Source organism: Pseudomonas sp. 382, assembly GCF_002759075.1.
GTDB lineage: Bacteria > Pseudomonadota > Gammaproteobacteria > Pseudomonadales > Pseudomonadaceae > Aquipseudomonas > Aquipseudomonas vlassakiae.
In genome coordinates, this window is record NZ_PEMX01000022.1 from 63634 (window position 1) to 85386 (window position 21753).

The following is a 21753-nucleotide window of genomic DNA, read 5'->3' on the forward strand; positions in this document are numbered from 1 at the left end:
CATGCGCGCCGTGATGGTGCTATGCGGCCTGCTGTTGGTGATGGCGGGCCTGGCCTGGCAATTCGGCTGGCGCCTTGCGGACACCTGGAACCCGTGGGCGGCGCTGGATGTGAGCCAGCCGCCGAACTGGCTGACGAGTTACAAGCTGTCGCGGCTGCGCAACGACCCAGGCTTGTGCCGCCAGGCCCTGGAGACGTCCGGGCTGCGTTACCGGGCGCAGGTCGACAGCCCGTCATCGGCCAGCTGCCTGCTGCAGAACGTGTGGCGTATCGAGCGAGGGGACGTTCGCTTGAGCAGCAGCTTTCTGGCCAGTTGCCCGTTGGCGGTCGCCTATGCGTTGTTCGAGCGGCATGGGCTGCAGCCTGCTGCGCAGCGGGTATTTGGCCAGCCTGTGGTGCAAGTGGATCACTTGGGCAGCTTTGCCTGCCGCAATGTCTACAACCGCAAGCAAGGGCGTCTGAGCCAGCACGCTACGGCCAACGCGCTGGATATCAGCGGCTTTCGTCTGCAAGATGGTCAGCGCGTCTTGCTGGCGCGGGACTGGCAGGCGGGCGGGCAGAAGGGTGAATTTCTGAGGCAGGTGCGGCAAGCGGCCTGCGACAGTTTCAACACCGTGCTGGGACCGGACTACAACGCGGCCCACCACAATCACTTTCATCTGGACATGGGGCGTTGGCAGGTCTGTCGCTGATCTCAGGCGTGGACGCGAACGTTGTTCAGCACTACCGGGCGCGCCCAGTGCATGTCGAACTCAAGGTCGTGCTGCTGCTTGGCCATGGTCGCTTCGTCGTACGGTTCTGGCGCAGGGTCGAGCAGGTTCACTTCGAATTCGGCGATCGGCAGGTGCAGCGGGCGCGGGGAAGGGCCCGGGCCTGGTTCGGGGAGCGGGTGGCCCTGGCTCATCACCACCGGGCGCAGCCAGCTGTTGCTGAGGTCGAGCTGGCGCTGTTGCTGGATCATCTCGGCGGCGCTGAACGGCTCGGGCGCCGGCGCCAGCAGGTTGGCCTGCAATTCCGCCTTGGGCAGGAACAGTGGCTCGGGCGGTGCGACGATGGTGTCCTGTACCGGGCAGGTGCGCTGGGTTTCGATCAGGGCCAGGGCCTTGGCCCCGCCGATCGGCTCGCCGCTGGCCTGGTCGTACTGGACCATGGCCTGGCTGATGCTGTCGGGTTCTTCCGCTTGCTGCTCGGCCATGGCGCGGGCAAAGAAATCCTGCCACAGGTGGCTTACGCCCCCGAGTGCCTGGGTATTCTGCCGACCGTAGTTGCCGACAGGCGACAAGTAGGTCAAGCCGATGGGAAGAGTATCTGTCATGGCAGTCGTGCGCGCTGTGCTCTGGCAGAATAGCGGAATATTGCCTGTATCGGCCGTGGCGGCCGATACATGAGGGGCAGGGTTCAATTTCTAGGTGTGAATGATGGAAGAGCAGGGCACAGGTATCCGGGTCGAGGCGCTGACGGTGGAGTTCGAGGCGCAAGCCGCGCTATGGGCCGAGCGCCTGGCGCTGCCACTGCAGGATGATACGGCCGCGTTTGCTGTGCAGGTAGGCATGGATGGCTTGCAGATCCAGCAGTTGGGGCCGCAGGCTCCGGGGCCGGTGCGGGTGGACTTCGTCGAAGGCCAGGCCGCGCACCGGCGCCAGTTTGGCGGGGGCAACGGGCAGATGATTGCCAAGGCAGTGGGCATCGCCCAAGGTGTGCGGCCGCAGGTGCTGGATGCCACGGCGGGGCTGGGCAAGGATGCGTTCGTGCTGGCCAGCCTGGGTTGCCAGATGACCTTGATCGAACGCCAGCCGCTGATTGCCGCATTGCTGGAAGACGGCTTGGCGCGAGCCCGCGTGGATGAAGAAGTGGGGCCGATAGTCGGGCGCATGCGCCTGCTGACCGGCAACGCCATCGAGCGCATGCGCAGTTGGGAAGGCGAGGCGCCGCAGGTGATCTACCTTGACCCGATGTTCCCGCACCGTGACAAGAGCGCGCTGGTGAAGAAGGAAATGCGTGTGTTCCGGCCCTTGGTCGGTGATGACCTGGATGCCCCGGCCCTGCTCGAAGCCGCCCTGGCGCTGGCCAGCCACCGGGTGGTGGTGAAACGGCCGCGCAAGGCGCCGATCATTGATGGGCCTAAGCCGAGCCATAGCCTGGAAGGCAAGTCGAGCCGGTATGACATCTACCCGAAGAAGGCCCTGAAAGCTTGATTGCCTGCGCCGGCCTCTTCCCGGCTAAAGCCGCTCCCACAGGTAGCGCACAGTTTTCAGAACATGTGATATCCCTGTGGGAGCGGCTTTAGCCGCGAAGAGGCCAGCACAGGCTGACTCAGGCCTTGAACGCCCGGATAAACAATGCCACCACCTCGCGCACATGGGCCTCGGCCTCATCGCCCTCCAGCGGCCCGGCACAGCCCAGCAGCAAGCGGAAATCCGGCGCGCCCTTGACCAGGCTGAAGAAGTGCTCGGCCGCCTGCAACGGATTGGCAATCCGCAGCAGCCCGGACCCATCGATCTTGCGCAGGAGTGCCTCCATCCCCATCAGCAGCCGCTTCGGCCCGGCTTCATAGAAGTACGCGCCAAACCCCGGATCCTGGCTGCCCTGGGCCATGATCAGGCGGCAGAGCTTGACCGCCTCGTCGCTGCTGATCAGCGCCTGAAAGCTGCGACCGATAGTCAGCAACACTTCCTCCACCGCCGCCCCTTCGGGGTACTCGAAAAGCAAGTCAGGCAGCTGGTTCTGGCAGGTCGCCATGACTGCGGAGCCGAACAGCGTCTGCTTGTCGGTGAAATGGCTGTAGACCGTGAGTTTTGAAACACCTGCCGCCGCAGCGACCGCATCCATGCTGGTGTTGGCATAGCCAAGGCTGAGGAACAGGGCCTTGGCCGCTTCGAGGATGGCCTCGCGCTTGGCCAGGTCCTTGGGCCGGCCCGGGCCGTTGGGTGCGTCGTTGGACATTGGAATCCGCATTCGTTTGAGGGGGCGCCCATCTTACCGGCTCGGACGGCTCCCGGCTGCAGGTGGCGACCCTGGTTAATGTTGATTTTTCTTTCCGACGGCAGCTTCCCGGCCCCGGTTCCCTGATTTAATATACTCGCCAGTATAAATATTCGATGTGCACTTCGCGAAAGGATTCATCATGCTGCGTCATGCCTTTTCCCTCGTTCTGCCCGCCGCTGCCGCGCTGATGCTGGCCGCCTGCGGTCAGGAAGCCGCTCCACCCGCCGTGCCGCGCCCGGCCCTGGTGGTGCAGCCGCAGCCGGCCGAAGCCGCTGCCGACAGTTACCCCGGCGAAGTGCGTGCGCGCTTCGAGCCGGAGCTGGCCTTCCGCATCGGCGGCAAGGTCAGCAAGCGCCTGGTGGAGGAAGGGCAGCGGGTCAGGGCCGAGCAGCCGCTGGCCGAACTGGACCCACAGGACGTGCGCCTGCAGCTGGAAGCCAACCGTGCCCAGCTGGCGGCGGCCGAGGCCAACCTGGCGCTGGTGCGCACCGAGCGCGACCGCTACCAGAAGCTGCTCGACCGGCAAATGGTCAGCCATTCCCAGTACGACAACGCGGAAAACCTCTACCGCGCAGGCCTTGCCCGCCTGAAGCAGGCCAAGGCCGAATTCGACGTGGCCGGCAACCAGGCGGATTACGCCGTGCTGCGTGCACCGCAGGCCGGTGTCATCGCCAAACGTCAGGTTGAAGTCGGCCAGGTGGTCGCGGCTGGGCAGACCGTGTTCACGCTCGCCGCCGACGGTGAGCGTGAAGTTGCCATCGGCCTGCCGGAACAGCAGTTCTCCCGTTTTGCCGTGGGCCAGGCTGTCAGCGTCGAGTTGTGGTCGCACCCCAACGAACGCTTCCAGGGACGCATTCGCGAGCTGTCACCTGCCGCTGACCCGCGTTCAAGGACCTTCGCCGCACGGATTGCCTTCACCTCGGCCAAGGTGCCGGCCGAACTCGGCCAGAGTGCGCGGGTATTCATTGCCCATGACGGGGTGATTCCGCTTGCCGTGCCGCTGTCGGCCGTCACCGCCGAGAACGGCCAGGCGTATGTCTGGCGCGTCAACAAGGAAAGCCGCCTGGAGCGCGCCGTGGTGCGCCTGGGGCCTTATGGCAGTGAAACCGTGCCGGTGCTCGAAGGCCTGGCGCCGGGCGACTGGGTGGTCGCTGCCGGTGGCCATGTGTTGCGCGAAGGGCAGGAGGTGCGGCCGGTGGACCGCACCAACCGTGTGGTGAACCTGACGGCCAAGGAGTAAGTCCCGATGGGTTTCAACCTTTCCGCATGGGCGTTGCGTAACCGCCAGATTGTGCTGTTCCTGATGATTCTGCTGGCTGCCATTGGCGCCATGTCCTACACCAAGCTGGGGCAGAGTGAAGACCCGCCGTTCACCTTCAAGGCCATGGTCATTCGTACCCTGTGGCCGGGCGCCACAGCCGAGGAGGTCTCGCGCCAGGTCACCGAGCGCATCGAGAAGAAGCTGATGGAGACTGGTGAGTACGAGAGGATCGTCTCGTTCTCGCGCCCGGGTGAGTCGCAGGTGACCTTCATGGCCCGCGACTCGCTGCACTCCAAGGACATTCCCGAGCTGTGGTACCAGATTCGCAAGAAGGTGGCTGACATCCGCCACACCTTGCCGCCGGAAATCCAGGGCCCGTTCTTCAACGACGAGTTCGGTACCACCTTCGGCAATATCTACGCGCTGACTGGCGCCGGCTTCGACTATGCGGTGCTCAAGGACTACGCCGACCGCATCCAGATCCAGCTGCAGCGGGTCAGGGACGTGGGCAAGGTCGAGCTGATCGGCCTGCAGGACGAAAAGGTCTGGATCGAGCTGTCCAACCTCAAGCTGGCTACCCTGGGCGTACCACTGGAGGCCGTGCAGCAAGCCTTGCGCGAGCAGAACGCGGTCAGTACCGCGGGCTTTTTCGAGACCTCCAGTGAACGCTTGCAACTGCGGGTGAGCGGTCACTTCGACAGCGTTGACCACATCCGCCAGTTCCCCATCCGGGTCGGCGACCGCACCTTCCGCATTGGCGACGTGGCCGACGTGCACCGTGGCTTCAACGACCCACCCGCACCGCGCATGCGCTTCATGGGCGAGGACGCCATTGGCCTGGCGGTGTCGATGAAGGATGGCGGCGACATTCTGGTACTCGGCAAGGCACTCGAAGACGAGTTCGAACGCCTGGCGCGCAACCTGCCGGCGGGCATGGAGCTGCGCAAGGTCTCCGACCAGCCGGCGGCAGTCAAGGCCGGGGTAGGCGAGTTCGTCCAGGTGCTGGTCGAGGCGTTGGTGATCGTGCTGCTGGTGAGTTTCTTCTCCCTCGGCCTGCGCACCGGCCTAGTGGTGGCTTTGGCCATTCCGCTGGTGCTGGCCATGACGTTCGCCAGCATGCACTACTTCGGCATCGGCCTGCACAAGATCTCGCTCGGCGCGCTGGTGCTGGCGCTGGGCCTGCTGGTGGACGACGCGATCATCGCCGTGGAGATGATGGCGATCAAGATGGAGCAGGGCTACGACCGCCTCAAGGCCGCCAGCTACGCCTGGACCAGCACGGCGTTCCCAATGCTCACCGGTACGCTGATCACGGCTGCGGGCTTCCTGCCGATCGCCACGGCGGCTTCGAGCACTGGCGAATATACCCGCTCGATTTTCCAGGTGGTGACCATCGCGCTGTTGACCTCGTGGGTCGCGGCGGTGGTCTTCGTGCCTTACCTGGGCGAACGGCTGCTACCGGACCTGGCCAAGCTGCATGCTGCCCGCCATGGCAACGGCGCGCACGCGCAGGACCCTTACGGCACGCCGTTCTACCAGCGCGTACGGCGTGTGGTGGAGTGGTGCGTACGGCGGCGCAAGACGGTGATCCTGCTGACCATCGCCGCCTTTGTCGGCAGCATTGTGCTGTTCCGTTTCGTGCCGCAGCAGTTCTTCCCGGCTTCAGGGCGACCGGAGCTGATGGTCGACCTGAAGCTCGCCGAAGGCGCCTCGCTGGCCAATACCGCCGAGCGGGTCAAGCAACTGGAAGCGCTGCTCAAGCAGCAGGACGGCATCGACAATTACGTCGCCTACGTGGGCACCGGTTCGCCACGCTTCTACCTGCCGCTGGACCAGCAGCTGCCGGCCGCCAGCTTCGCCCAGTTCGTAGTGCTGGCCAGGTCGATGGAAGACCGCGAGCGCCTGCGCAGCTGGTTGATCGGCACCGTCGACCAGCAGTTCCCCGACCTTCGTGCTCGCGTCACGCGCCTGGAGAACGGCCCGCCCGTGGGCTACCCGGTGCAGTTCCGGGTCACCGGCGAGCATATCGAGAAGGCCCGTGCCCTGGCCCGCGAGGTGGCCGACAAGGTGCGCGAGAACCCGCATGTGGTCAACGTGCACCTGGACTGGGAGGAGCCGAGCAAGGCGGTGTTCCTGGAGATAGACCAGGACCGCGCCCGCGCCCTCGGCGTAAGCACTGCGCAGCTGTCGAGCTTCTTGCAGAGCTCGCTGACCGGCACCACGGTCAGCCAGTACCGCGAGGACAACGAACTGATCGAGATCCTCTTGCGCGGCACCCAGCAGGAGCGTGGCGAACTGGGCAGCCTCGGCAGCCTGGCGCTGCCCACCAGCAATGGCCAGAGCGTGGCGCTGTCGCAGGTGGCGACCTTGGAGTATGGCTTCGAGGAGGGCATCATCTGGCACCGCAACCGCCTGCCGACGGTGACCGTGCGTGCCGACATCTATGACAAGGAGCAGCCGGCGACCCTGGTGAAGCAGATCCTGCCGACCTTGCAGGAGATCAGGGCCAAGCTGCCGGATGGCTACCTGCTGGAAGTGGGCGGCACGGTGGAAGATTCCGAGCGCGGGCAGAAGTCGGTGAACGCCGGCATGCCACTGTTCATCGTAGTGGTGCTGAGCCTGTTGATGATCCAGCTGCGCAGCTTCTCGCGCACGGTGATGGTGTTCCTCACCGCGCCGTTGGGGCTGATCGGCGTGACCTTGTTCCTGCTGGTGTTCCGCCAGCCCTTCGGCTTTGTCGCCATGCTTGGCACCATTGCCTTGGCGGGGATGATCATGCGCAACTCGGTGATCCTGGTGGACCAGATCGAGCAGGATATCGCTTCCGGGCTGGACCGCTGGCAGGCGATCATCGAGGCCACGGTGCGGCGCTTCCGGCCGATCGTGCTGACCGCGCTGGCGGCGGTGCTGGCGATGATTCCGTTGTCGCGGAGTGTGTTCTACGGGCCGATGGCGGTGGCGATCATGGGCGGGTTGATCGTGGCCACGGCATTGACTTTGCTGTTCTTGCCGGCGTTGTATGCGGCGTGGTTCAGGGTGAAGAAAGGCTGAACATTGCAGGGGAGGGCTTCGCCCTCCATTCGCGACACAAGGCCGCTCCTACAGGTGATCGCGTTTCCCTGTAGGAGCGGCCTTGCCGGGACGCCGGATCGGTCGGAAAGGGCTGCAAAGCAGCCCCAGAGGCCTCAGAGCGCGCCGAAGACCTTCTTGGCCAGGCTGGTGGCTGCCTGTGCCGGGTTCTGGCGAATGCTTTCTTCCTGCTTGGCAATCATCTCGAACAGGCCATCCAGCGCCTTCTCGGTCACGTAGTTCTCGATGTTGGCGTCATCCTTGATCAACCCCAGGCCCTTGGCCTGACCGGCAAAAGCGTTGTACTGCTGGGCGACACCGACCTTGTCGGTAGCCTGCTTGACGATCGGCAGGAACTTGGCTCGGATCTGCTCGCGGCTGCTCTTGTTCAGGTATTGGGTGGCCGAATCCTGACCACCGCTGAGGATGCCCTTGGCATCGGTCACGGTCATCTTCTTCACGGCATCCACCAGAATCGCCTGGGCCTGCGGCACGGCAGCTTCGGCAGCCTTGTTCATGCTGGTTTCCAGGGCATCGACCTGGTCACCCTTGCCGAACATCTTCATGGCCTTGGCAGCTTTGCCGAGGTTGCCCGGCAGCTCGATGCGCACATCGGGGTTGTTGCTGAAACCACCTGGCGTGCTCAACTGCTTGACGGCAATCTGCGCACCCTGGGTGAGGGCGTCCTTCAGGCCGCCGGTGGCGTCGGACTGGCTCAGGTCGCCAAGCGACAGAGCCAGGGCGCTGGCCGACAGCAGCAGGCCGGCGCACAGGGTAGAGAAGCGCAGGGAGGCGCGAATCATGGTTATTTCCTTATCGATGAAGTGGGGCGGGCTCAGCGCACCGGGTCGACTTTGACCCGTACCGGCTGCTGGTCGCTGCCGTCGAGTGCGACGCCGTGGTGTTCGGTGTTGATGAACAGCAGCTTGCCGTCCAGCTCGATCCGCGCGCTGACCGCATAGCGGTGGCCGGGCTTGACCTGGGCCGGGTCGTAGGTGAGGTGGAACGGCAGCGGCACGTTGCCTTTGACCGGGCCGGCCTGGCGGGCCAGGGTCACGGCGGGGGCGTCCATCAGCGAAACGTCCTGCAACTCGACGCTCAAGGTGGCGGCAGGCGGCAGGGCGATGCGCTGCAGGTAGAAGACTTCGCCATCCAGGCTAGCCTGGGTGGAAGGGGTATGGCTGGAACAGGCTGCGAGCAGGGATGCGCAACACAGCATAAAGAGCTTTTTCATGGAATCTCCGGTGTCCTTGAAGTTGGCTTGTGGCCAACCTCAGGGACTTTAGCGGATTTCCTGCCTGCATGGTCAATCCATGCGGTCATTGCCCTCACGTGGGGGCTGGACGCAGATCTCAATGTCCTGGACTTTGTCGACCGTAACGCGTTGCGCGGTGAGGGCGGTATTCGGTTCGACGAAATGCGCCTGGGTATTGATGTACAGCAATGTGTCACCCGCCTGGATGCGTGCGGCTAATGCATAGCTGTGCGCGGGGCTGATCTGACTCATGTCGAAAGGCAGTTGCATGTTGATTGGCATCACGCCGCCACACCGCAACTGCAATTTGGCAATGCTGACAGAAGGGGCATCTGCCAGCGAAACGTCTTCCAGGCTCAGTTCTACCAGGCCGGAAGGGGGAAGCTGGTTGCTACCGCTAGACACTATTTCAACGTCAAACCATTTCAGTTGTGCCATCTAGAGACTCCTTGAGATTAGTACAGGGCCAGCACGCGGATACTGAACCTCCCTCAAGAAGCCATTCAGAGCGAAAATCTACCCTTGGACGATATCTGCCGGTTCGTCACGGTGCAGCGCCACCTGGCGAATCGACAGGCGCAACTCTGCCGACAGCACCCGCTTGGCCACACCTTCTGCCAGTTCGCCGAGCCTGTCGTGATAACCCAGCTTGCCGTTGCCATCGGGGCGTAGCACACCTTGTTCGAGCAGGGTCTGGATGAAGTGGCGGAACAAGGTTTTGTCGAAGAACTCCGGCGCATTCAGGCCATGCAGGATCGACAGGCGCTGGGCCATCATCACGCACAGGTCTTCCAGCTCTTCGGCGTTCAGGGTGTTCTGACCGCTGTTGAGCAGCAGCGAAGTGGCCATGTAGAAGCGCTGCAACGTCTGGGTAATGGTGCGGGCGAGCAGGGTCAGCAGCACGAACTGGCGTGAGCTCGGCGCCGGGCGCAGGTACAGGTCGTTCTCCTGGCGCAGCAGGCCTTGCTCGACCAGCGCTGCCAGCCACTGGTCGATCACCTCGTCCAGTTGCTCCGGGCTCCAGCGCAGGAACAGCTCGGCCTGCAGGTACGGGTACAGCGCATGCACGTACTGGCCGAGCAATTCGCGGCTCATGCGCGAGCTGCTGAGGAAGAAGCTCGCCAGCAGCGCGGGCAGGGCGAAGATGTGCAGGACATTGTTGCGGTAATAGGTCATCAACACCGCGTTGGCTTCATCCAGGTACAGGATGCGGCCTAGGGCGTCCTTCTGCTCCGCCAGCAGGTTCATGCCGCGTACGTGCTCGATCAGCGCCTGGCCGTCGCCTTCGGGCAGGGTAGTATGCGCGGAGTAGGGCACCCGGCGCAGCAAGGCCAGGTACAGGTCGAGCACACGGGCCAGAGCACGCTCGTCCAGCGCCAGGCGGCTGGTAGAGAGCAAGGCCAGGGCTACCAGGTTGACCGGGTTGACCGCTGCCGCCTCGTTGAGGTGACGGGCTACGGTTTCGCCCAGGCGGGTGGTGGTTTCGTTCAGCCAGGCCGGGCGGAACTGCGGTCCCAGTTCCTGCTCGCGCCAGCCGGGCTGCTGCTCATCGAGGAAGCCGGCCAGGCGGATGGGTTCGCCAAAGTTGACGTAGACCTGGCCGAAGCGCTGCTTCAATGCGCCGAAGACCTTGAAAATGTCGAAGATCGACTCCTTCTTCTTGCTCGCGCCACGCAGTTCGCCGAGGTAGGTACGGCCTTCGAGCACCCGCTCGTAGCCGATATACACCGGCACGAAGACGATCGGTGTGCGCGAAGAGCGCAGGAAGCTGCGCAGGGTGATTGCCAGCATCCCGGTACGCGGCTGCAGCATGCGCCCGGTGCGTGAGCGGCCACCTTCGACGAAGTATTCGACCGGGAAACCCTTGGTGAACAAGGTGTGCAGGTATTCATTGAACACCGCGGTGTACAGCGGGTTGCCCTTGAACGTGCGGCGCATGAAGAAGGCCCCGCCGCGGCGCAGCAGGCCACCGATCACCGGCATGTTGAGGTTGATGCCTGCGGCGATGTGCGGCGGCGTCAGGCCATTGCGGAACAGCAGGTAGGACAGCAGCAGGTAGTCGATGTGGCTGCGGTGGCAGGGCACGTAGATCACTTCGTGGCCCGGAGCGATACCCTGCACCTGCTCGATGTGGTTGACCTTTATGCCGTCGTAGATCTTGTTCCAGAACCAGCTCAGCACCACTTCGAGGAAGCGGATCGCGGTGTAGGTGTAGTCCGAGGCGATCTCGTTGCCGTAGCGTAGCGCCTGGGCTTCGGCCTTGGCCACGGGCATGTTCTCGCGCTGGGCTTGCTCGGCGATGGCCTGGCGGACCAGTGGCGCGTGCACCAGGCCCTTGACCAGGTTGCGCCGGTGCGAGAGGTCGGGGCCGATTACGGCGGTCTTGAGGTTGCGAAAGTGCACGCGCATCAGGCGCTGGGCCATGCGCACGGTACGCTCGTGCCCCTTGTTGTGCTGCACCAGTTCGCGCAGGTGGATCGGCGCGGAGAACTGCACGCGGGTCTTGCGCCCCAGGATCAACACGGTCAACAGCCGGCGCAGGCGCCCGGTCACGGCCCAGCTGTCGGCGAACAGCAATTTCCACGGGCTGTTCTCGCTGGCCGGCGTCTGCCCCCAGAACACGCTGACCGGAATGATCTGTGCGTCTTCCTCGGCGTGCTGGCTGATGGCGGCGACCAGGCGCTCCAGGGTCGGCGGTGCGCCGCGTTTGTCGTGGCGGCCGAGCCAGTCCGGGTCTGGCGTCAGGTAGAAGAACGCGGCAGGTTCCTGCAGCGAGCCGACGGCCACCGGAAGCACCGGGCGCGGCAGCCCAGCTTTGGTGCATTCACGGTCGAGCACCACCAAATCGGTGAGCGATGGTGACGGCAGGGCGTAGAACACCGGGCGGCTGCGGTCGAGCTTGAGGGTCAGGGACGACTGGTTGATGGTCTCGGAGCGCACCCACAGGTACATCAGGCGACGCAGGGCGCCGAAGATCAGGCGGCGCAGGGGGGAACGGGTCATGGGGTGAGTGCCCTGGGAATGAATTTCAGAGAATGGACAGTCGTTTAGTCTGCCGTATCGGCGCAAGTTCAGCAAAATTCGGTAAATAGCGCGACGGTCATGAAAATTTTTTGTTCTGTGTCATATACTCGGCCTGCCACTTGCAGGATATTTCGGCAAGCGGCGTCGACATAGGGAGGACACCCTGTGTCTACAAGGCGATCTTCACAATAAAAATCCGGAGTAGTTCAGATGTCGTCTCGTGAGACTGGGAATGTTAAGTGGTTCAACGATGCCAAAGGTTATGGCTTCATTCAGCGCGAAGGTGGTGCGGATGTATTCGTCCACTATCGGGCGATCCGCGGTGAGGGGCATCGTACCCTGGTCGAAGGGCAGCGGGTGGAATACGCCTGCGTGCAGGGCCAGAAAGGCCTGCAAGCCGAAGACGTAGTCGGGCTCTGAGCCTCTAGCTGTAGGCTTCAAGCTGCAAGCGACCGTGTGCTTGCAGCCTGATGCAACCTTTCTTGCAGCTCAAGAAGTACGCCAGGTGATTTCCTCTTCACCGTCGGCGCTGATGCGGACCCAGCGATCGGCATCGTCCTCACCGTCTTCCTCGACCCAGCCACCCGGCGCGCAACGCACCTCGACGTTCAGCGCGGCGAACGCGGCGCGGGCGCAGGCAACGTCATCGGCCCATGGGGTCTGGTCGCTTTCCAGGTAGAGGCTGTTCCATTTCCCTACAGCCTTGGGTAACCAGGTGACCGGAATGTTACCGGCCTGGCACTTGAAGGTCTGACCTTTCTGCTTCCATTCGCTGCATGGGCCGATTGCCTGGCTGAGCCATTCGGCAATCTGCTTGTGGTCGACGTCGGCGTCCTTCAGGTAGATCTCGATATCGGGTTGGCGCATAAGGGCTCCGGGTGTGCTCAGTGTTGGCGCACGAAAAAGTCATAACGCATGGAAACCGTCACCTCGAACGGCTCGGGCTGGTCGATCACCCGGGCGCGCTTTTCGGCGCTGGCGCGCCAGCCGTGCGGGGTCATCGCCAGCAGGTCGGCACGGGCCTTGGGTTGGACCAGGCTCAGGCGGAACTCGAGGGTTTCGCTGTGGGCGTGGGCCATGCCTTCGGGCACCAGGGCCAGGTGCTTGTCGTCGGCGTAGGGGCGCACTTCATCGTAGAGCACTTCGCGCAGCTCCATGAGGTGGCCGCTGGTCGGGCCCACGCGCATCAGGCCGCCACCGGGGCTGAGCAGGCGCTTGGCCTCGTCCCAGTCCAGCGGGCTGAACACGCTGGCGATGAACTGGCAGCTGGCATCGGCCAGCGGCACGCGAGCCATGCTGGCGACCATCCAGGTCACCTCGGGTGCACGGCGGCAGGCACGCTTGACCGCCTCGCGGGAGATGTCCAGGGCATAGCCATCGGCGCTCGGCAGGGCCTGGGCGATCTGCGCGGTGTAGTAACCCTCCCCGCAACCGATGTCCAGCCAGGCGCCGGGTTGGCGCTCGGCGGCAAGCTCGGCCAGGCGCTGGGCCACCGGGGCATAGTGGCCGCCGTCGAGGAAGTCGCGACGGGCTTCGACCATGGCCTGGTTGTCACCCGGGTCACGGCTGTTCTTGTGCTGCACCGGCAGCAGGTTCAGGTAACCCTGGCGGGCGCGGTCGAAGCGGTGGCCGGCCGGGCACACCACGCCGTTGTCGAGCCGCGACAAGGCTGCCTGGCAGAGGGGGCAGGCGAGCATCAGGCGAGCAACCGGACCAGGGTCTGGTAGTAGATTTCGGTCAGCAGGTCGAGGTCGCTGGCCAGGATCCGCTCGTCGACCTGGTGGATGGTGGCGTTGACCGGGCCGAGTTCGACTACTTGGGTGCCCATGGTGGCAATGAAGCGGCCATCGGAGGTGCCGCCGCTGGTCGACGGTTGGGTGTCGCGGCCAGTGACGCCCTTGATGCTGGCCGACACCGCGTCGAGCAGTTCGCCCGGCTCGGTGAGGAACGGCAGGCCCGACAGCGCCCAGTCGACCGACCAGTCCAGCTCGTGCTTGTCGAGGATCGCCGAAACCCGCGCCTGCAGCCCTTCGACGGTCGACTCGGTAGAGAAGCGGAAGTTGAACAGTGCGGTCAGCTCACCCGGGACCACATTGGTGGCGCCGGTGCCGGCGTTGAGGTTGGAGATCTGGAAGCTGGTCGGCGGGAAGAACGCGTTGCCTTCATCCCAGTGCTCGGCTGCCAGTTCCGCCAAGGCCGGGGCGGCCAGGTGGATCGGGTTGCGAGCCAGGTGCGGGTAGGCCACATGGCCTTGCTTGCCGCGCACGGTCAGCTTGGCACCGAGCGAGCCGCGACGGCCGTTCTTGACCACGTCACCGAGCAGGGTGGTGCTCGATGGCTCGCCGACGATGCACCAGTCCAGGCGCTCGTTGCGTGCCTTCAGGCGCTCGACCACGGCCTTGGTGCCGTGGTGCGCCGGGCCCTCCTCGTCGCTGGTGATCAGGAAGGCGACCTTGCCGCGGTGGTTCGGGTAGTCCTGCACGAAGCGCTCGCTGGCAATCACCATCGAGGCCAGGCTGCCTTTCATGTCGGCGGCGCCGCGGCCGCAGAGCATGCCGTCGGCGTCGATCAGCGCCTCGAATGGCTCATGTTGCCACTGCTGCACCGGGCCGGTGGGGACCACGTCGGTATGGCCGGCAAAGCACAGCACCGGGCCATCCTGGGTACCGTGGGTAGCCCAGAAGTTATCGACGTCTTCGAAACGCATCGGCTCCAGCTGGAAGCCCACGGCGCCCAGGCGGTTCATCATCTGCGCCTGGCAGTCGGCGTCGACGGGGGTGACCGAGGGGCGACGGATCAGGTCGCAGGCCAGTTGAAGGGTGGGCGAGAGCTCGGCAGGGGCCGTCATGGGGGACTCCGGGGCAAGGCGAGGCGGGGAAATCTGAGGGGCGTTATCTTATATCAAACCGTCAGGCCAATGGAGCCGCTTTGCGGCCCTTTCGCGACACAAGGCCGCTCCTACAGAAGCACGCGGTCTCTAGTAGGAGCGGCCTTGTGTCGCGAGAGGGGCGCAAAGCGCCCCCAAGATTTCAAGCCTGCTGCGGCTCGGCGGCCTTCTGCGCAGGCTTGGGCAGCGACGACAGAAATGCCATCACCAACGCCGCCACATACGGCAACGACTGCACCAGCAGCATCGCGACCCAGAAGCGCATGTCCGAACTCGGCAGCCCCTGCACCAGGAATATGCCGAGTGCCGCGCCCCACAGCAGCAACATGATGAACAGCTCTTCCCGTGCTTCGGAAATCGCCACCAGCAAGCCATGGCTGTCGGCGTTCTTCGGTGTGCGGAAGAACGGCATGCTGCTGGTGAAGAAGCCGTAAAGCACCGCCTTGGCAATGGTATGCGACAGCGCCAGCCCCGCCAGTGCCGCAGCAAAGGCATCCTTGAGGTTCACCCCCACCGCACGGCGGTAGAGGAAGATGATCTTGCCGACCTTGAAGAAGAACAGCGCCAGCGGCGGAATGGCAAAGATCATCAGCGGCGGGTCGACCCGGTGCGGGACGATGATCATCGCTGCCGACCACAACAGCGCGCCGACCGTGAAGAAGATGTTCATGCCGTCGGCGACCCACGGCAGCCAGCCGGCCAGGAAGTGATAGCGCTGACCACGGGTCAGCTCGCTGCCCTTGCCGCGCAGCAGGGCGCTGGCGTGGTGCTTGATGATCTGGATGGCACCATAGGCCCAGCGGAAACGTTGCTTCTTGAAGTCGATGAAGGTGTCGGGCATCAGGCCTTTGCCATAGCTATTGTGCGAATAGGCCGCCGACAGGCCTTTCTCGAATACCCGCAGGCCCAGCTCGGCGTCTTCGCAGATGCACCACTCGGCCCAGCCCAGCGCTTCCAGCACACTGCGCCGGGTCATGGTCATGGTGCCGTGCTGAATGATCGCATCACGGTCGTTGCGGGTAACCATGCCAATGTGGAAGAAGCCTTTGTATTCGCTGTAGCAGAGCTTCTTGAAGGCGCTTTCGTGCTGGTCGCGGTAGTCCTGCGGCGACTGCACCACAGCGATCTTCGGGTCGGCGAAGTGCGGCACCATGTGCTTGAGCCAGTTACGATCGACGCAGTAGTCCGAGTCGATTACCGCGATCACTTCAGCGTCCTTGGCAGTATGCGGGATCAGGTAGTTCAGCGCGCCGCCCTTGAAGCCGGCCAGGGGCGCGACATGGAAGAACTTGAAACGCTCGCCAAGCTTCTCGCAGTGGGCCTTGAGTGGCTCCCATACGGCCGGGTCCTTGGTGTTGTTGTCGATCACCAGCACTTCATAGTCCGGGTAATCCAGCGCGGCGAGGGCGTCGAGGGTCTGCTTGACCATCTCCGGTGGCTCGTTGTAGCACGGCACATGCACTGACACCTTGGGCCGGTAGGCGCTGTCGCCCTGCACCGGCAGGAATTCGCGGCGGCGCTTGTGGATCCAGACGGCCTCGGCCAGTTCGTGGGCCTCGGTCATCAACACGATGAACACGCCCAGCGCGCCGAGCGCCAGCAACACGCCGACGGTCAGGCTGAACCAGGTGCTGTATTGCTGGCTGTAGTCATAGGCGATCCACACCAGCACCGACCCGCACAGGAAGGTGATGAAGGTGAGGAAGGTGCGGCCGCGCTGGCGCAAGGCCGAGCCGTCGATCAGTAGCACGGCCAGGGCGATCATCGCCAGGACCACCGAAGCGACCGCCAGGGCCCGCCACTGCGGGATCGCCACCACCGGCCCCTCGAAGTTGAACTTCTGCTGGCGCTCGGCGTTGTACACGCCCCAGTAGGCGCCTACCGAACCTTCGTCGTTGGCCTTCCACGGCTGGTCGTAGGCCTCGATGACGAAGTAGTTGTAGCCCCGTCGGTTCAGGGTGTTGACCAGTGTGCGCAGGTAGATGGCCTGGTCGGCCTGGGTGGCGTCGGCGCCGCCGCGCATGCGGCCGTTGCTCGGCCAGCCGACTTCCGACAGCAGCAGCGGCTTGTGCGAGAACTGGTGGCGTAGCTCGCGGGCGCGGTCGAGGACGAACTGCACCGAGTCCTTCATTGGCACGAACTCCCAGTACGGCAGGATGTGCGCGGCGATCAGGTCGACGTGCCTGGCCAGTTCCGGGTGTTCCTTCCAGATGTGCCACTGCTCGCTGGTGGTGACCGGTACCTTGACGGCGGCGCGCACGCGATCGAGGTACTGGATCAGCGCCTCGGGCGTGACTTCTTCGCGGAACAGCGCTTCGTTGCCGACCACCACCCGCACCACACTGCGTGAGTGGTTGGCCAGCTCGATGCCTTTTTCGATCTCGCGTTCGTTGCGCTCCAGGTCCTTGCTGATCCAGATGCCCAAGGTCACCCGCAGGCCGAACTCCTCGGCCAGCCGGGGGATCTCGGCCTGAGTGCCCTCGACGGTATAGATGCGGATGTTGTCGGTGAGCTTGTTCAGCTGCTCCAGGTCCTGGCGCATCTCGTCATCGCTGGGGTACTGACCTTTTTGCGGGCTCTCCCCAAGGCGGAAGGGCGAGTACGAGAAGCCGGAGATCTGTTCCGGCCAGGCAGGCGCGGAGACCGGACGGTTGATGAGTGCCCAGAACCCGGTGAACAGCGCGGCGATGGCCAGGACCACCACCAGGTTGAGGCCGAATTTGCGAGATGACATTGTGATCCGATTCTGTCCAAGTGATAGGACATTAAAGCAGTAATGGCAGGGTGTTTCCTAACGATGGAGGTCCAAGCGGCCGCTGGCCTATAATGCGCGCCGCATTTTCGGGTACGAGCGTTGAGGTAGGAACATGAGCACTGAGGATCCACGCTTTGCCGGCGTTGCCCGGTTGTATGGCGACCAGGGCCTGCAGCGCCTGGGCAATGCCCATGTGGCAGTGGTCGGCATCGGCGGGGTCGGCTCGTGGGCGGCCGAGGCCCTGGCGCGCAGTGGCGTTGGCGAAATCACCCTGTTCGACCTGGACGATGTCTGCGTCAGCAATACCAACCGCCAGGCCCATGCGCTGGAAGGCCAGGTCGGGCGGCCCAAGGTCGAAGTGATGGCCGAGCGCCTGCGGGCGATCAACCCGAAGATTACCGTGCACGCGGTGGCGGACTTTGTCACTCGCGAGACCATGGCCGAGTACGTCACCGAGGAGATGGATGCAGTGATCGACTGCATCGACAGCGTGATGGCCAAGGCCGCGCTGATTGCCTGGTGCCGGCGCCGCAAGATCGCCATTGTCACCACCGGGGGGGCCGGCGGGCAGATCGACCCGACCCAGATCCAGGTCGGCGACCTCAACAAGACCTTCAACGACCCGCTGGCTTCGCGGGTCCGTTCGACCCTGCGCCGGGACTACAACTTCTCGCGCAATACCAGCCGCAACTATGGCGTGCCTTGCGTGTTTTCCAGCGAGCAGCTGCGTTATCCGAAGGGTGATGGCAGTGTTTGCTTGCAGAAGAGCTTCGTCGGCGAAGGCGTGCGCCTGGACTGCGCGGGGGGCTTTGGTGCGGTGATGATGGTCACCGCGACGTTCGGCATGGTCGCGGCGAGCAAGGCCATCGAGAAACTGGTGGCGGGGGCGCGGCGGCCCTCGGAGCGGGTCAAGCCTGAATAATCTGCATGTGCTTCTTCGCGGGCACGCCCGCTCCCACAGGTAGAGCGTTGCCCTCGGGCCTGGCGCTGTCCCTGTGGGAGCGGGCGTGCCCGCGAAGCAGGCGCCGCCGATTCAGCAGGTGGACGCCAACTCCGCCATCCGCAGCAACACAGCATGCAGCCCGTTGCTGCGCGAAGGCGAAAGCTGGCGCTCCAGCCCCAGCAGAGTGAACCACTCACGCAGGTCCAGCTCGGCCAGTTCCGCGCTGTTCAACCCCTGAACCCGCACCAGCAGCAGCGCCAGCAGCCCTCGTAACAACCGTGCATCACTGCTCGCCTTGAAGTGCCACTGCCCCTCGACCTGTTCCGCAACCAGCCATACCAGGCTTTCACAGCCATGTACCCGGTTGCTGTCGGTCTTTTGCGCCTCGCTCAGTGGCGCCAGCCGATCGCCCCATTGCATCAGCAGCCGCGCCCGCGGTTCCCAGCCGTGGGCCTGCTCGAAGCTTTCCAACGCTTGCTGGGCTGGCAAGGGCAAACTCATCGCAGTAACTCCAGGCTCTGGTCCAGCGCTGCGAAGAACCGTTGCAGGTCGTCGCTGTCGTTGTACAGCCCCAGCGACACCCGAATGGCCCCCTCCAGCCCCAACCCCTTGAGCAGCGGCATCGCGCAGTGATGCCCGGCGCGCACGGCAATGCCTTGCTCGGTCAGCAGGTGGGCAATGTCGGCGTTGTGTACGCCTTCGATGACGAAGCTGGCCAGGGCCGTCTGAGGTGTGCCAAGGACGCGCACACCGTCGCGGTCGGCCAGGCCTCGCAGCAGATGCTGGTGCAGGCTGGCTTCGTGAGCCTCGACGGCAGGGGTGTCGAGGCTGGCCAGGTAATCCAGCGTCGCGCCCAGCCCGATGACCCCGGCGATCGGCGGGGTGCCGGCCTCGAAACCCAGTGGCGCGGGGCGAAAGCTTGCGCTCTGGTAGTCGGCCATTTGCACCATTTCGCCGCCAAACTGCCAGTGGCGCAGCAGTTCAAGTGCCTGGGTACGGCCGTACAGGACGCCGACACCCTCCGGCCCATAAAGCTTGTGGCTCGAAAATACATAGAAGTCGCAGCCCAGCTGCTGCACATCATGGCGGCCATGCACGACGCCCTGGGCGCCATCGACAACGGTCAGCGCACCCTGGGCGCGGGCATGGGCCAGCAGCGCAGGCAATGGTTGCCAGGTGCCGAGCACGTTGGACAGCTGGCTGACGGCGAGCACACGGGTGCGCGGGCCGATCAGCTGCAGCGCCTGCTCCAGGTCGATGCGGCCATGCCCGTCCAGCGGCAACACCACCAGGCGCAGGTCGCGCCGCCGGGCCAGTTGTTGCCAGGGCAGCAGGTTGGCGTGGTGCTCCAGGGCGCTGATGGCAATCTCGTCGCCCGCTTCGAAGCGGTGTTCCAGGCCATAGGCCAGCAGGTTCAGCGCCGAGGTGGCGCCGTGGGTGAACACGATCTGCCGTGAGTCCGCAGCATTGAGCCAGGTCGCCACCTTGTCGCGGCTGGTCTCGAAAGCCTGGGTTGCCAGCGCGCCGGGCAGGTGCTGGGCACGGTGCACGTTGGCAGCGCCATGGCCGTAGTAATGGCTCAGGGCATCGAGCAACGCCTGGGGCTTCTGGGTGGTAGCGGCGCTGTCCAGGTAGGTCTGGTGCTGCCGTTGCAGGGCGGCGATGGCGGGGAAATCGGCGCGCCAGGGGGAGGGCTGGAACATGTTCGCGGGGCCTGGAATGAAAATCGGGTCTGGCGAGGTGCCAGACCCGATCTTAACATTACAACTGCTGAGAGTCCGCTGATCGCGGGCAAGTCGGATCGCCGCACCGCCGCTCCTGCACGACTCTCAATGTTCTCAGTTGTGGGCGTGCAGCGCCTCGTTCAGCTCGATGGCCGACTTGTGGGTCTTGCACTCCACAGCGCCGTTCAGCGAGTTGCGGCGGAACAGCAGGTCGGTCTGGCCGGCCAGGTCGCGGGCCTTGACCACTTTCACCAGCTCGTTGTTTTCATCCAGCAGGTTCACCTTGGTGCCAGCGGTGATGTACAGGCCGGCTTCGACGGTGTTGCGGTCGCCCAGCGGAATGCCGATACCGGCGTTGGCGCCGATCAGGCAGCCTTCGCCGACCTTGATGACGATGTTGCCGCCACCGGACAGGGTGCCCATGGTCGAGCAGCCGCCGCCCAGGTCCGAACCCTTGCCGACGAATACGCCAGCGGAAACACGGCCTTCGATCATGCCCGGGCCTTCGGTGCCCGCGTTAAAGTTGACGAAGCCTTCGTGCATGATGGTGGTGCCTTCGCCGATGTAGGCGCCCAGGCGCACGCGGGCGGTGTCGGCGATGCGCACGCCGGCCGGGACCACGTAGTCGGTCATTTTCGGGAACTTGTCCACCGAGAACACTTCCAGCAGCTCGCCCTTCAGGCGCGCTTCCAGTTGCAGCTCGGCCAGCTCGCTCAGGTCTACGGCGCCCTGGTTGGTCCAGGCCACGTTCGGCAGCAGCGGGAAGATGCCGGCCAGGCTCAGGCCGTGCGGCTTGACCAGGCGGTGCGACAGCAGGTGCAGCTTGAGATAGGCCTCCGGGGTCGAAGCCAGCGCGGCATCTTCGGCCAGCAGGGTGGCGACCAGCGGCTTGTGGCTTTCGGCCAGGCGGGTCAGCAGGGCGGCCTGGGCGGCGTCGACGCCTTTGACGGCTTCGGCCAGCTGGGCGGCCTGGGCGTTGCTGAAGGTGATGGCCTGGTTGCCGCCTTCATAGCCGAGGATTGGCGCCACTGCGGCAACCAGTTCGGCGCTCGGGTTGAGCAGGGGTTGTGCGTAGAACACTTCCAGCCAGGTGCCCTGGCGGTTCTGGGAGCCGACACCGAAGGCCAGGCTGAACAGGGTATTGGACATATGATTACCTCGTGCGAAATAGGGTAAGGGGCTCAGGCCAGCGCGGCGGCGTACAGGTCGGGCTTGAAGCCGACCAGGGTGCGCCCGCCAAGGTCGAGTACCGGGCGCTTGATCATCGACGGCTGGGCGTGCATCAGTTCGACGGCCTTGGCCTGGTCGAAGTCGGCCTTGCTGGCGTCGTCGAGCTTGCGGAAGGTGGTGCCGGCACGGTTGAGGATGACTTCCCAGCCGTGTTCGTCGCACCAGCGGTTGAGGCTGTCGCGGTCGATGCCTTGAGTCTTGTAGTCGTGGAATTCGTAGGCGATGGCTTTGTCTTCAAGCCAGGTGCGCGCTTTTTTCATGGTGTCACAGGCTTTGATGCCGTAGAGCGTGTAGGTCATTGTGTACATTGAGGCCACAGGCTGCCTCAATCTCTCCCTTTCCGAATGTCAGTCGCGGGATTATGCGGGAACGATTGTATGAGCGCCACGGGGTGTGCATGTCTTGAGGTTTTCAGTGCTTGTGAGAGGTGTATGCCTTGGGAGTTGTGGCGCCTATGAGATCGAGCGCCGCCCGCGCGGCGCATCGCGGGCAAGCCCGCTTGTATGGTTAGACTTGAAGGGGTGGTGGGACTAAATGCCCGATTCTGACTGTTCGCAGCAGTACAGACCGTGGGAGACATCGCCCCACCCCTTCCACCAAAGCGCCGATAAAGAATGCATC

General features: G+C 64.4%; 20 protein-coding genes. 6 read left to right on the forward strand and 14 right to left on the reverse strand.

What is annotated here, in order from left to right; all coding sequences use genetic code 11:
• The first annotated feature begins 1 nt into the window (after window position 1).
• Window positions 2-691, forward strand: coding sequence for an extensin family protein (locus CQW31_RS21565; protein ID WP_099815351.1), 690 nt, complete (start codon window positions 2-4; stop codon window positions 689-691).
• 2 nt (window positions 692-693) lie between these two features.
• Here CQW31_RS21565 and CQW31_RS21570 read toward each other — a convergent pair whose 3' ends face one another.
• Window positions 694-1314, reverse strand: coding sequence for an energy transducer TonB (locus CQW31_RS21570; protein WP_099815352.1), 621 nt, complete (start codon window positions 1312-1314; stop codon window positions 694-696).
• Between the two features lie 103 nt (window positions 1315-1417).
• On the opposite strand from CQW31_RS21570, the gene CQW31_RS21575 reads away from it, so the two are divergent.
• Window positions 1418-2194 (forward strand): class I SAM-dependent methyltransferase, encoded by a 777-nt coding sequence (locus CQW31_RS21575; protein ID WP_099815361.1) that lies wholly within the window; start codon window positions 1418-1420, stop codon window positions 2192-2194.
• Window positions 2195-2312: 118 nt separating this feature from the next.
• Here CQW31_RS21575 and CQW31_RS21580 read toward each other — a convergent pair whose 3' ends face one another.
• Complete coding sequence (locus CQW31_RS21580; protein ID WP_054885394.1) at window positions 2313-2954, reverse strand: TetR/AcrR family transcriptional regulator; 642 nt, start codon at window positions 2952-2954, stop codon at window positions 2313-2315.
• Window positions 2955-3123: 169 nt separating this feature from the next.
• Here CQW31_RS21580 and CQW31_RS21585 point away from each other — a divergent pair, with 169 nt between their 5' ends.
• Together CQW31_RS21585 and CQW31_RS21590 are read left to right on the forward strand one after the other, a co-directional pair.
• Window positions 3124-4224, forward strand: coding sequence for an efflux RND transporter periplasmic adaptor subunit (locus CQW31_RS21585; protein WP_054885393.1), 1101 nt, complete (start codon window positions 3124-3126; stop codon window positions 4222-4224).
• 6 nt (window positions 4225-4230) lie between these two features.
• Entirely contained in the window at window positions 4231-7296 is a 3066-nt protein-coding gene (locus CQW31_RS21590) for an efflux RND transporter permease subunit (protein WP_099815353.1), read from the forward strand.
• A 134-nt stretch (window positions 7297-7430) separates the two neighbouring features.
• Here CQW31_RS21590 and CQW31_RS21595 read toward each other — a convergent pair whose 3' ends face one another.
• From CQW31_RS21595 to plsB, 4 genes are all read right to left on the reverse strand, one after another.
• A complete protein-coding gene (locus CQW31_RS21595; protein WP_054885391.1) occupies window positions 7431-8117 on the reverse strand; it encodes a DUF4197 domain-containing protein in 687 nt (228 codons plus the stop codon).
• A gap of 32 nt (window positions 8118-8149) precedes the next feature.
• Entirely contained in the window at window positions 8150-8548 is a 399-nt protein-coding gene (locus CQW31_RS21600) for a YbaY family lipoprotein (RefSeq protein WP_099815354.1), read from the reverse strand.
• A gap of 72 nt (window positions 8549-8620) precedes the next feature.
• Window positions 8621-9007, reverse strand: coding sequence for a YbaY family lipoprotein (locus CQW31_RS21605; protein WP_054885389.1), 387 nt, complete (start codon window positions 9005-9007; stop codon window positions 8621-8623).
• Window positions 9008-9085: 78 nt separating this feature from the next.
• Complete coding sequence (gene plsB / locus CQW31_RS21610; RefSeq protein ID WP_099815355.1) at window positions 9086-11572, reverse strand: glycerol-3-phosphate 1-O-acyltransferase PlsB; 2487 nt, start codon at window positions 11570-11572, stop codon at window positions 9086-9088.
• Window positions 11573-11803: 231 nt separating this feature from the next.
• On the opposite strand from plsB, the gene CQW31_RS21615 reads away from it, so the two are divergent.
• Window positions 11804-12013: a cold-shock protein gene (locus CQW31_RS21615; RefSeq protein WP_003252255.1), complete on the forward strand. Its 210-nt coding sequence runs from the start codon at window positions 11804-11806 to the stop codon at window positions 12011-12013.
• Window positions 12014-12082: 69 nt separating this feature from the next.
• Here the strand turns inward: CQW31_RS21615 and CQW31_RS21620 are convergent, their stop codons facing one another.
• From CQW31_RS21620 to CQW31_RS21635, 4 genes are all read right to left on the reverse strand, one after another.
• On the reverse strand, window positions 12083-12460 hold the full coding sequence (locus CQW31_RS21620) for a hypothetical protein (protein WP_054885387.1): 378 nt from the start codon (window positions 12458-12460) through the stop codon (window positions 12083-12085).
• A 17-nt stretch (window positions 12461-12477) separates the two neighbouring features.
• Window positions 12478-13290 (reverse strand): putative RNA methyltransferase, encoded by an 813-nt coding sequence (locus CQW31_RS21625; RefSeq protein WP_054885386.1) that lies wholly within the window; start codon window positions 13288-13290, stop codon window positions 12478-12480.
• On the reverse strand, window positions 13290-14441 hold the full coding sequence (gene dapE, locus CQW31_RS21630; RefSeq protein WP_054885385.1) for a succinyl-diaminopimelate desuccinylase: 1152 nt from the start codon (window positions 14439-14441) through the stop codon (window positions 13290-13292). The genes CQW31_RS21625 and dapE overlap by 1 nt, the downstream gene beginning before the upstream one ends.
• A gap of 181 nt (window positions 14442-14622) precedes the next feature.
• Window positions 14623-17214 (reverse strand): glycosyltransferase, encoded by a 2592-nt coding sequence (locus CQW31_RS21635; protein WP_099815356.1) that lies wholly within the window; start codon window positions 17212-17214, stop codon window positions 14623-14625.
• A gap of 133 nt (window positions 17215-17347) precedes the next feature.
• On the opposite strand from CQW31_RS21635, the gene tcdA reads away from it, so the two are divergent.
• Window positions 17348-18157: a tRNA cyclic N6-threonylcarbamoyladenosine(37) synthase TcdA gene (gene tcdA, locus CQW31_RS21640; protein ID WP_054885383.1), complete on the forward strand. Its 810-nt coding sequence runs from the start codon at window positions 17348-17350 to the stop codon at window positions 18155-18157.
• Between the two features lie 111 nt (window positions 18158-18268).
• Here the strand turns inward: tcdA and CQW31_RS21650 are convergent, their stop codons facing one another.
• The 4 genes from CQW31_RS21650 to CQW31_RS21665 form a co-directional block, all read right to left on the reverse strand.
• Window positions 18269-18679: a SufE family protein gene (locus CQW31_RS21650; RefSeq protein ID WP_099815358.1), complete on the reverse strand. Its 411-nt coding sequence runs from the start codon at window positions 18677-18679 to the stop codon at window positions 18269-18271.
• The gene (locus CQW31_RS21655; protein ID WP_054885381.1) at window positions 18676-19881 is read right to left on the reverse strand and encodes a cysteine desulfurase; all 1206 of its coding nucleotides are present in this window, start codon (window positions 19879-19881) and stop codon (window positions 18676-18678) included. The genes CQW31_RS21650 and CQW31_RS21655 overlap by 4 nt, the downstream gene beginning before the upstream one ends.
• A gap of 135 nt (window positions 19882-20016) precedes the next feature.
• Window positions 20017-21051, reverse strand: a complete 1035-nt coding sequence (gene dapD / locus CQW31_RS21660) for a 2,3,4,5-tetrahydropyridine-2,6-dicarboxylate N-succinyltransferase (RefSeq protein WP_099815359.1) — start codon at window positions 21049-21051, stop codon at window positions 20017-20019.
• A gap of 32 nt (window positions 21052-21083) precedes the next feature.
• On the reverse strand, window positions 21084-21431 hold the full coding sequence (locus tag CQW31_RS21665) for an ArsC family reductase (RefSeq protein WP_178075581.1): 348 nt from the start codon (window positions 21429-21431) through the stop codon (window positions 21084-21086).
• Window positions 21432-21753: the final 322 nt, after the last annotated feature.

Coding starts and splice junctions, on each gene's coding strand:
- CQW31_RS21565 (WP_099815351.1), top strand. CDS start 2: ATGCGCGCCGTGATGGTGCTATGCGGCCTGCTGTTGGTGATGGCGGGC.
- CQW31_RS21570 (WP_099815352.1), bottom strand. CDS start 1,314: ATGACAGATACTCTTCCCATCGGCTTGACCTACTTGTCGCCTGTCGGC.
- CQW31_RS21575 (WP_099815361.1), top strand. CDS start 1,418: ATGGAAGAGCAGGGCACAGGTATCCGGGTCGAGGCGCTGACGGTGGAG.
- CQW31_RS21580 (WP_054885394.1), bottom strand. CDS start 2,954: ATGCGGATTCCAATGTCCAACGACGCACCCAACGGCCCGGGCCGGCCC.
- CQW31_RS21585 (WP_054885393.1), top strand. CDS start 3,124: ATGCTGCGTCATGCCTTTTCCCTCGTTCTGCCCGCCGCTGCCGCGCTG.
- CQW31_RS21590 (WP_099815353.1), top strand. CDS start 4,231: ATGGGTTTCAACCTTTCCGCATGGGCGTTGCGTAACCGCCAGATTGTG.
- CQW31_RS21595 (WP_054885391.1), bottom strand. CDS start 8,117: ATGATTCGCGCCTCCCTGCGCTTCTCTACCCTGTGCGCCGGCCTGCTG.
- CQW31_RS21600 (WP_099815354.1), bottom strand. CDS start 8,548: ATGAAAAAGCTCTTTATGCTGTGTTGCGCATCCCTGCTCGCAGCCTGT.
- CQW31_RS21605 (WP_054885389.1), bottom strand. CDS start 9,007: ATGGCACAACTGAAATGGTTTGACGTTGAAATAGTGTCTAGCGGTAGC.
- plsB (WP_099815355.1), bottom strand. CDS start 11,572: ATGACCCGTTCCCCCCTGCGCCGCCTGATCTTCGGCGCCCTGCGTCGC.
- CQW31_RS21615 (WP_003252255.1), top strand. CDS start 11,804: ATGTCGTCTCGTGAGACTGGGAATGTTAAGTGGTTCAACGATGCCAAA.
- CQW31_RS21620 (WP_054885387.1), bottom strand. CDS start 12,460: ATGCGCCAACCCGATATCGAGATCTACCTGAAGGACGCCGACGTCGAC.
- CQW31_RS21625 (WP_054885386.1), bottom strand. CDS start 13,290: ATGCTCGCCTGCCCCCTCTGCCAGGCAGCCTTGTCGCGGCTCGACAAC.
- dapE (WP_054885385.1), bottom strand. CDS start 14,441: ATGACGGCCCCTGCCGAGCTCTCGCCCACCCTTCAACTGGCCTGCGAC.
- CQW31_RS21635 (WP_099815356.1), bottom strand. CDS start 17,214: ATGTCATCTCGCAAATTCGGCCTCAACCTGGTGGTGGTCCTGGCCATC.
- tcdA (WP_054885383.1), top strand. CDS start 17,348: ATGAGCACTGAGGATCCACGCTTTGCCGGCGTTGCCCGGTTGTATGGC.
- CQW31_RS21650 (WP_099815358.1), bottom strand. CDS start 18,679: ATGAGTTTGCCCTTGCCAGCCCAGCAAGCGTTGGAAAGCTTCGAGCAG.
- CQW31_RS21655 (WP_054885381.1), bottom strand. CDS start 19,881: ATGTTCCAGCCCTCCCCCTGGCGCGCCGATTTCCCCGCCATCGCCGCC.
- dapD (WP_099815359.1), bottom strand. CDS start 21,051: ATGTCCAATACCCTGTTCAGCCTGGCCTTCGGTGTCGGCTCCCAGAAC.
- CQW31_RS21665 (WP_178075581.1), bottom strand. CDS start 21,431: ATGACCTACACGCTCTACGGCATCAAAGCCTGTGACACCATGAAAAAA.